General features: G+C 68.2%; 5 protein-coding genes. 3 read left to right on the plus strand and 2 right to left on the minus strand.

The window, feature by feature from the left end:
* Together QZ994_RS18680 and QZ994_RS18685 are read left to right on the plus strand one after the other, a co-directional pair.
* Nucleotides 1-654, plus strand: a 654-nt coding sequence (locus QZ994_RS18680) for an FAD-binding domain-containing protein (RefSeq protein ID WP_290877226.1), incomplete at its 5' end; no start/stop codon positions are given.
* Nucleotides 654-2,204 (plus strand): cryptochrome/photolyase family protein, encoded by a 1,551-nt coding sequence (locus QZ994_RS18685; RefSeq protein WP_290877229.1) that lies wholly within the window; start codon nucleotides 654-656, stop codon nucleotides 2,202-2,204. The genes QZ994_RS18680 and QZ994_RS18685, both read left to right, overlap by 1 nt.
* Before the next feature lie 2 nt (nucleotides 2,205-2,206).
* On the opposite strand, the gene QZ994_RS18690 is transcribed toward QZ994_RS18685, so the two are convergent.
* Nucleotides 2,207-3,073, minus strand: coding sequence for an amidohydrolase (locus QZ994_RS18690; RefSeq protein ID WP_290877232.1), 867 nt, complete (start codon nucleotides 3,071-3,073; stop codon nucleotides 2,207-2,209).
* On the minus strand, nucleotides 3,073-4,287 hold the full coding sequence (locus QZ994_RS18695) for an HD domain-containing phosphohydrolase (RefSeq protein WP_290877235.1): 1,215 nt from the start codon (nucleotides 4,285-4,287) through the stop codon (nucleotides 3,073-3,075). Before QZ994_RS18695 ends, QZ994_RS18690 begins: the two co-directional genes overlap by 1 nt.
* A 155-nt stretch (nucleotides 4,288-4,442) precedes the next feature.
* Between QZ994_RS18695 and QZ994_RS18700 the strand changes: the two genes are divergently transcribed.
* The coding region (locus QZ994_RS18700; protein ID WP_290877238.1) for a methyltransferase domain-containing protein at nucleotides 4,443-4,960 on the plus strand (518 nt) is incomplete at its 3' end.

Consider the following 4,960-nt stretch of genomic DNA (forward strand, 5'->3'; position numbering starts at 1 on the left):
GAACTCGCGGCCCAGGCCCACCTGGCGCAGTACACACGCCGCCAGTTGCCCCTCAGCTACAAGGCCACCCGCAATGGCCTCAGCGGCACCGATTTCTCGAGCAAATTCTCGCCCTGGCTGGCCACCGGGGCGCTGTCGGCGGCACAGGCGATCGGCGCCATCCACGCCTTCGAGGCCGAACACGGCGCCAGCGACGGCAGCTACTGGCTCTGGTTCGAGCTGCTGTGGCGCGAGCACTTTCACCTGCTGGTGCAGCAACATGGCACGGCACTCTTCCGCGCCCGCGGCCTGAGCCACCTGCCCACGCCACAGCACGATGAAGCCGCCTTTGCCCGCTGGCGCGAGGGCCGCACCGGCCAGCCCCTGGTCGATGCGGGCATGCGCGAACTGGCCGCCACGGGCTGGTTGTCGAACCGGATGCGGCAGATCGTCGCCAGCTACCTCGTCCACGACCTGGCCTGCGACTGGCGAGCCGGCGCCGCCTGGTTCGAGTCCTGCCTGATCGACTTCGACGTGCACAGCAACCACGGCAACTGGCTCTACATCGCCGGCCGCGGCACCGACCCACGCGGCGGCCGGCGCTTCAACCCCGACAAGCAGATGCGCGACCACGACCCGGACGGCGTCTACCAGCGCCTGTGGGCGACGACCTGATGAGCACCCTCCCATCCCTCACCCTGCGCCTCATCCTGGGCGACCAGCTCAACCCGCATCACCCCTGGTTCGACACGGTGCGAGACGACGTGGTCTACGTGCTCATGGAAGTCCGACAGGAAACCGACTACGTGCGCCACCACGCCCAGAAGGTGATCGCCATCTTCGCGGCCATGCGCGATTTCGCCGAGCAGCTGCGAGCCGCCGGCCACCGCGTGCGCCATGTCGCCATCGATTCGCCCAGCAACCGCCAGTCGATCACGGCCAACCTCGATGCCCTGATCGCCCACTACGGCGCCACCACGGTGCAGTACCAGCAGCCCGACGAATGGCGGCTGGACGCGCAACTCGCCTCCTGGCGCGAGGGCCTGGTCCTGCAAGGCGTGCAGGCCGAGGTCGTCAGCAGCCTCCACTTTCTCACCGAGCGCGACGAGGCCCAGCGCCTCTTCGAAGGCCGCAAACAGTGGCTGATGGAGCACTTCTACCGCCACATGCGACGCCAGCACGTCGTGCTGATGGACGGACCGCAACCCGCGGGCGGCCAGTGGAATTTCGACCACGACAACCGCCAGCCCTGGCCCGGCACGCCGGCCGAGCCGCCAGACTGGCGCACACCCCACGACCACAGCGCTCTTTGGGCCACCATCGAGGCGGCGGGCGTACAGACCTTTGGATCCCCCCAGGCCGAGCGCTTCGCCTGGCCCCTGAACCGCACAGAGGCCCTGCAGCACCTCGGGGCCTTCATCACCCAGGCCCTGCCGCATTTCGGCGATTTCCAGGACGCACTCACGGGCAAGGCCTGGCGGCTCTTCCACTCCCTGCTCTCGTTTGCGCTCAACGTGAAGATGCTTCACCCGCGCGAGGTGATCGACCGCGCCGAGCAGGCCTGGCGCAGCGGCCATGCGCCTTTGGCAGCGGTGGAGGGTTTCATCCGCCAGATTCTGGGCTGGCGCGAGTACGTGCGCGGTGTCTACTGGGCCCACATGCCGGGCTACGACCAGCACAACGCCCTGGGACACGACCGCCCCCTGCCCGACTGGTTCTGGACCGGGCGCACGAACATGGCCTGCATGGCCCAGGCCGTCGGCCAGTCGCTGTCGCAGGCCTACGCCCACCACATCCAGCGCCTGATGGTGATCGGCAACTTCGCCCTGCTGGCGGGTCTGGACCCACAGGCCGTGCACCGCTGGTACCTGGGCGTCTACATCGATGCCTTCGAGTGGGTCGAGTTGCCCAACACGGTGGGCATGAGCCAGTTCGCCGATGGCGGCCTGCTGGCCACCAAACCCTATGTGTCCAGCGCCGCCTACATCGACCGCATGGGCGACCACTGCAAGGGCTGCCACTACAGCAAGAAGGAACGCCTGGGCGAGCGCGCCTGCCCCTTCAACGCGCTGTACTGGGACTTCCACCTGAGGCACGACGCCACGTTGCGCCGCAACCCGCGCATCGGCATGGTCTACCGGCAGATCGACAAGATGGCACCCGAGGCCCTCACCGCCATCCGGGACCAGGCCGAGGCCTTGTGCGGGCGGCTGGACACGCTCTGAGTTCAGCCGCCGAAACCGAACAGGCGCCTTGGGGTGTCCCACAGGATGGCCTGGCGAGCCGCCTCATCGGGCACCTGTTGGGCCAGCAAGGCCAGGAGAGGGCCGTAATCGATGCGGGCGGGTGCCCTCAGAAAGGGCCAGTCGGAGGCCCAGATCAGGGCCTGCGGCGTGTAGGCCGCCAACAAGGCCTGGGTGTAGGGCAAGGTGTCTGCATGCGGATAAGGCTGGCCCGAATACTTTGCGTGCCCCGAGAGCTTGACCACCGCCCGCCCCGTGTCGGCCAGACTCAGGAGCGCCTCGAAGCCGGCCTGTGCCAGGCCCCGGCTGGGCACGTACCGGCCTGCATGGTCCACCAGCAGCTTGGCGCCGCTGTCGACCAGCATGGGCTTGAGGTCCACCAACTGGTCTGCCTCCACCTGCACCTGTGCCCACAGGCCCGTTTCGCGCAGGCGTTCCAGCAAAGGCCCTGCGCCTCGGTAGAACGCCACCCCGTGCAACGCCGCGTTCATCGTCACGCCCACCACGCCCTGGGCCTGCAAGGCCTGCAGTTCGTCGACACCGGCGTCCAGGCCGACCACGGCCACGCCCTTGTAGCGCCCCCGGCCACGTGCCAGCGCATCCAGCAGACAGCGGTTGTCCAGGCCATAACCCGAGTTGGGGCCCACGATCAACGCGTGCGAGACGCCGTGCGCGTCGAGCACGTGGCCCAGCTGCGTGGCGGTGCCGATCTCTGCACCGGCGGGCCGGTAGAAGGTGTCGGCCTCGTAAGGAAAGCGCTCGGGATCGAAGACGTGCACGTGGCAGTCGATGCGTGGCCAGGCCCAGGGATCCGGCGCACGCGAGGGGAAGGCGATGGCGGTGTCCGACATCAGTTCAACCACCCCGGCCCCGGCAGCGTGACCACGGCTGGCGCCTGGGGCTCCTCTGGATCCTGGTGGCGCAGCGCGATCTGCTGGAAATCGTCAAAGTGGGCGAGGAAGGCAGCCAGGATGTCCGGGTCGAACTGCGTGCCCTCTCCCAGCGACATGATGCGACGGGCCTCTTCGAAGGGCATGGGCGCCTTGTAGGCCCGGCGCGACACCAGTGCATCGAACACGTCGGCCACCGCCATCAGCCGGGCCGACAGCGGAATGTCCTCGCCCGCCAGGCCATCGGGGTAGCCAGCGCCATCCCAGCGCTCGTGGTGGTGGCGGGCCATGTCCTTGGCCACCTTCAGGAAGTCCAGCGTCATGCCGGATTCCCGCTCGGCGTGTGCGATGGCGTCGGCGCCCATGGCCGCGTGGGTCTGCATGATGCGGAACTCATCAGCGTCCAGCGGCCCCGGTTTCAGCAACACGTGGTCGGGCAGCCCGACCTTGCCGATGTCGTGCAGCGGAGCCGAGCGCACCAGCCAGCCAACGTAGGCGTCGCTCAGCTCACCCTGGAAGCGCGGGTGCCCTTGCAGCAGCACGGCGAGGCGCTCGACATAGCACTTGGTGCGTTCCAGGTGGGCACCGGTTTCCGGATCGCGCGTGCCCGCCAAGCTCGCCAGCGCGTGCAGGGTCACGTTCTGAACGGCCAGGCACTCGGCCACGCGGTGCGCCACCTCGGCTTCGAGCGACACGGCGCGAACGCGCAACTGGTCCCTGGCCTGCCTGAGCTCCAGATGGGTGCGCAGGCGCGCCAGCAAAGACTGAGGGCGCCAGGGCTTGTGCACATAGTCGACGGCACCCAGCGACAGGACCAGGGCCTCCGCCTCGGCCTCGTCGCAGCCACTGGTCACGATCACCGGAATCTCTGCCCCGCCTTCGCGCGCATGGAGGCACTGGATGAAGCCATAGCCCCCCAGATCGGGCATCAGCAGGTCCAGCAGGATCAGGTCTGGGCGCAGACCCTCGTCCAGCAGCCCCAGGGCCTGGTGGCCCCCACAGGCCACGACCACCTCGTACCGCTCGGACAGCATCCCCTGCGCCAGCACCAGGCTGCAGGGGTCGTCGTCCACCACCAGAATCCGGGCTGTGGACGGAGGTGGGCCGAGCGCTTCGCCCTGTGCCCCCGCCTGCGCTCCACCCTGGCTGGGCAGGCCCACCAAAGAAGGGAACAAGGACGATGAATGCACAAAAACCTCCAGGTGGGCACGAGCAAAGGGGAATGTTACACGCCATGACAATCATCTGGGGCAAATGACTGAATGCAATACCAGAAAGCACAAGTCCTTCCCGCACTGGATAGACTGACTGCCCCACTGAAGGACACCACATGCCCGGCCCCACTCCCAGCTTCTGGCAAGAACGATTCGAACAGGCCCAGACTGGCTGGGATCGCGGCGCGCCCAGCCCGCAGCTCCTGCACTGGCTGGACACCGACGCCCTCCAGCCCTGCCGCATCGCCGTGCCTGGCTGCGGGGGCGGCTGGGAGGTGGCCGAGCTGGCCCGGCGAGGCTTCGAGGTGACTGGCCTGGACTACACGCCCGCAGCCGTGGAGCGCACCCGCACCCTGCTGAACCGCCAAGGCCTGCAGGCCACGGTGGTGCAAGCTGACGTGCTGCATTACACGCCGGACACCCCGTTTGATGCCATCTACGAACAGACCTGCCTGTGTGCGCTGCACCCGGACCACTGGGTGACCTACGCCGCGCAACTGGCGAGCTGGCTTCGCCCTGGCGGCACGCTCTGGGCCCTGCTGATGCAGCGACCACGACCGGAAGCCGTGAGCCAGGGCCTGATCGAAGGCCCGCCCTACCATTGCGACGTCAATGCCGTGCGCGCCCTGCTGCC

It is taken from the genome of Aquabacterium sp., assembly GCF_021768455.1.
In the GTDB taxonomy this organism is placed as follows: Bacteria; Pseudomonadota; Gammaproteobacteria; order Burkholderiales; family Burkholderiaceae_C; genus Aquabacterium.